4 protein-coding genes and 1 tRNA gene are annotated in these 3,119 nt (G+C 63.8%); 1 reads left to right on the top strand and 4 read right to left on the bottom strand.

From position 1 onward, the window contains the following. Positions 1-3: 3 nt before the first annotated feature. Positions 4-77 (bottom strand) — tRNA-Gly (locus AC6RA4_RS24420). Between the two features lie 197 nt (positions 78-274). On the opposite strand from AC6RA4_RS24420, the gene tig reads away from it, so the two are divergent. Beyond that, positions 275-1,606, top strand: coding sequence for a trigger factor (gene tig, locus AC6RA4_RS24415; RefSeq protein ID WP_500164749.1), 1,332 nt, complete (start codon positions 275-277; stop codon positions 1,604-1,606). Positions 1,607-1,631: 25 nt separating this feature from the next. Here tig and AC6RA4_RS24410 read toward each other — a convergent pair whose 3' ends face one another. The 3 genes from AC6RA4_RS24410 to rpsR all read right to left on the bottom strand — a co-directional run. Continuing rightward, the gene (locus AC6RA4_RS24410; protein WP_500164747.1) at positions 1,632-2,030 is read right to left on the bottom strand and encodes a helix-turn-helix domain-containing protein; all 399 of its coding nucleotides are present in this window, start codon (positions 2,028-2,030) and stop codon (positions 1,632-1,634) included. A 295-nt stretch (positions 2,031-2,325) separates the two neighbouring features. Then, positions 2,326-2,946, bottom strand: coding sequence for a 50S ribosomal protein L9 (rplI, locus tag AC6RA4_RS24405; protein WP_500164745.1), 621 nt, complete (start codon positions 2,944-2,946; stop codon positions 2,326-2,328). Between the two features lie 12 nt (positions 2,947-2,958). Then, positions 2,959-3,119 (bottom strand): 30S ribosomal protein S18 (gene rpsR / locus AC6RA4_RS24400; RefSeq protein WP_500164751.1); only part of this gene is annotated, 161 nt, incomplete at its 5' end.

Here is a 3,119-nt window from a genome sequence, read left to right as displayed (position 1 = left end):
AGATGGAGCGGGTGAAGGGAATCGAACCCTCGTCTTAAGCTTGGGAAGCTCCTGCTCTACCATTGAGCTACACCCGCGGTGAGCGATTGCTTACTGCACCGTCCGGGGCGAGGCAAGCGCGATATGCGCGGCGGCGCGCGGCAGGGCGCCATTGCCGCGCTGCGGCAGGCGAATCCGCCTTGCACGCATGGGCCGGGACGCATAGAAGACCGCAAATTCGACAGAGAAGGGCGGCTTTGAAGAACGGGGCCGCGCAAGAACCAAGGAAGATGGTATGCAGGTCACCGAGACGCTGAATGAAGGTCTGAAACGCGCCTATGAGCTGATCCTCACCGCCGAGGAGCTGGACGCGAAGGTCAACGCCAAACTGGCCGAGGCACAGCCCGAGATCGAGATGAAGGGTTTCCGCAAGGGCAAGGTGCCGATGCCGCTGCTCAAGAAGCAGTTCGGCCAGCGCCTGATGGGCGAGTCCATGCAGGAAGCGATCGACGAAGCGATGTCGAAGCATTTCGAGGACAGCGGCGACCGTCCGGCGCTCCAGCCCGAGGTCAAGATGACCAACGACGACTGGAAAGAGGGCGACGACGTCAACGTGGCGATGAGCTACGAGAAGCTCCCCGAGGTTCCCGAGGTCGACCTCTCCGGCGTCGAGATCGAGAAGCTGGTGGTCAAGGCCGATGACGCCGCCGTCGACGAGGCTCTCGCTTCGCTCGCCGAGACGGCGCAGGATTTCAACGAACGTGCCGAGGGCGCCGAGGCGCAGGACGGCGATCAGGTCGTGATCGATTTCGTCGGCAAGGTCGACGGCGAAGCCTTCGACGGCGGTGCCGCCGAGGATTACCCGCTGGTGCTGGGTTCGGGCTCGTTCATCCCGGGCTTCGAAGAGCAGCTCGTGGGCGTCAAGGCCGGTGACGAGAAGGCCGTGGAAGTGAGCTTCCCGGAAGAGTACGGCGCCGAGAACCTCGCCGGCAAGGCCGCGGTGTTCGACGTGACCGTGAAGGCCGTCAAGGAGCCGGTCGCGGCCGAGATCAACGACGAGCTGGCCAAGAAGTTCGGTGCCGAGGATCTCGACGCGCTGAAAGGCCAGATCCGCGAGCGCCTCGAGGCAGAATATGCCGGTGCCGCCCGTCAGGTGATGAAGCGCGCGCTGCTCGACAAGCTCGACGCGCTGGTGTCCTTCGACCTGCCGCCGAGCCTCGTCGAGGCCGAGGCCAAGCAGATCGCGCACCAGCTCTACCACGAAGAGCACCCGGAAGATCACGGCCATGACCACGGCGAGATCGAGCCCACCGACGAGCACAACACCCTCGCCGAGCGCCGCGTGCGCCTTGGCCTGCTGCTCGCCGAGCTGGGCCAGAAGGCCGAGGTCGAGGTGACCGATGCCGAGATGACCCAGGCGATCATGAACCAGGCCCGCCAGTACCCGGGCCAGGAGCGCGCCTTCTTCGACTTCGTGCGTCAGAACGCGCAGATGCAGCAGCAGCTGCGCGCGCCGATCTTCGAGGACAAGGTCATCGACCACATCGCCGAGCAGGCTCAGGTGGCCGAGAAAGAGGTCTCCAAGGAAGAGCTCCAGACCGCAGTCGAAGCGCTCGACGAAGAGTGATCTAAGAGTGAGTTGGCGGGGCGCCTCAGCACCCCGTCGCCCGAAGAGGCTGCTCCGCTTGCGGGGCGGCCTTTTTCTTTGTCTGGCCTTCACTGGCCATGGCACGCAGCAGCTCGATCACGGCGCCACGCTGCTCCGGCGTCACCGACCGCAGAAGGGTCGCCGCGGTGCGGATGTCGTCGAACACGGCCTGCTCCTGCTCGGTCACCGGCGAGTCCACGTCGGTGAAGAACTGGTCGAGAGGCATGTCCAGCGCCTCGGAGATCAGCCAGAGCTGGGCCGCCGGAATCCGGCCGGCACCGGTCTCGTAGCGGTAGATCTGCTGGACATGCGCGCCGATGCGCTTTGCGAGTTCGTTCTGTGTGAGTCCGGCGCTGCGCCGGAATAGCCTTAGCTGCGCACTGATGCGCTCTTCCAAAGTCACGATGTATTCCCTTTGTCTTCCCCCCAACCGGACGCAGCCGCTGGCGCGCCCTGGCGTGTGGCCTGTCTGACAAACCGTGATCAAAGGCAATGAAAAGCGTCAGGATTTATCTGAATTTGATAGTTTGTTTATTGGGGTGCCCGAATACCGCGTTGATAGCGCGGTATTGTTTCTTGTAAAAATGGCGCTTTTTTTTTGCGCCACGGGGGCAGGGGACTCGCCCGGAAATAGAAAAACCGCGCTGGAGGTCCGGCGCGGTTCGAGATTTTCAGTGCAAGATCTGGGCCTCGTGGGCTCAGTCTTCGCGGGCCTCTTCGGCCTGACCTTCCGGGGTCTCGACCAGGTCGGCATCGTCCGAGGTGGCGGCGCCGAGATCGTCGAACAGTTCCGAGATCTCGAATTCGGCCTGGGCCTCTTCCTCGGCAGCCAGTTCCTGGATCGACTTGCCCGATGCCTGCAGCTCGGCCTCTTCCGGCGAGCGTGCGACGTTGACCTCGATCACGCACATGACCTCGGGGTGCAGGTGCACCTCGAGCTCGTGCAGGCCGAGCTCCTTGATCGGCTGGCGGATGATGATCTGCTTGCGATCGATCGAGAAGCCCTCGGCGGTTGCGACCTCGGCGGCGTCACGGGTGGTGACGGAGCCGTAGAGGTTGCCGCCATCGGAGGCGGAGCGAATCACGACGAACTGCTGGCCGTCGAGCATCTCTGCCAGCGCCTCGGCCTCTTTCTTGGTCTCGAGGTTGCGGGCCTCGAGCTGGGCTTTCTGGGCTTCGAACTGCGCGATGTTCTCTTTCGAGGCGGTCAGCGCCTTGCCCTGCAGCAGCAGGTAGTTGCGGGCGAAGCCGGGCTTGACGTCGACGACGTCGCCCATCTGGCCGAGCTTGGCCACGCGCTCAAGAAGAATGACTTGCATGCGAGTGCCTCCTTATTTCACGACGTAGGGCAGCAGGGCGAGGAAGCGGGCGCGCTTGATCGCACGGGCCAGTTCACGCTGCTTCTTGGCGGACACTGCGGTGATGCGCGACGGCACGATCTTGCCGCGCTCAGAGATGTAGCGCTGCAGCAGCTTGGTGTCCTTGTAGTCGA

It is taken from the genome of Salipiger sp. (genome assembly GCF_059781815.1).
This window is presented reverse-complemented; position numbering and strand designations above follow the sequence as displayed.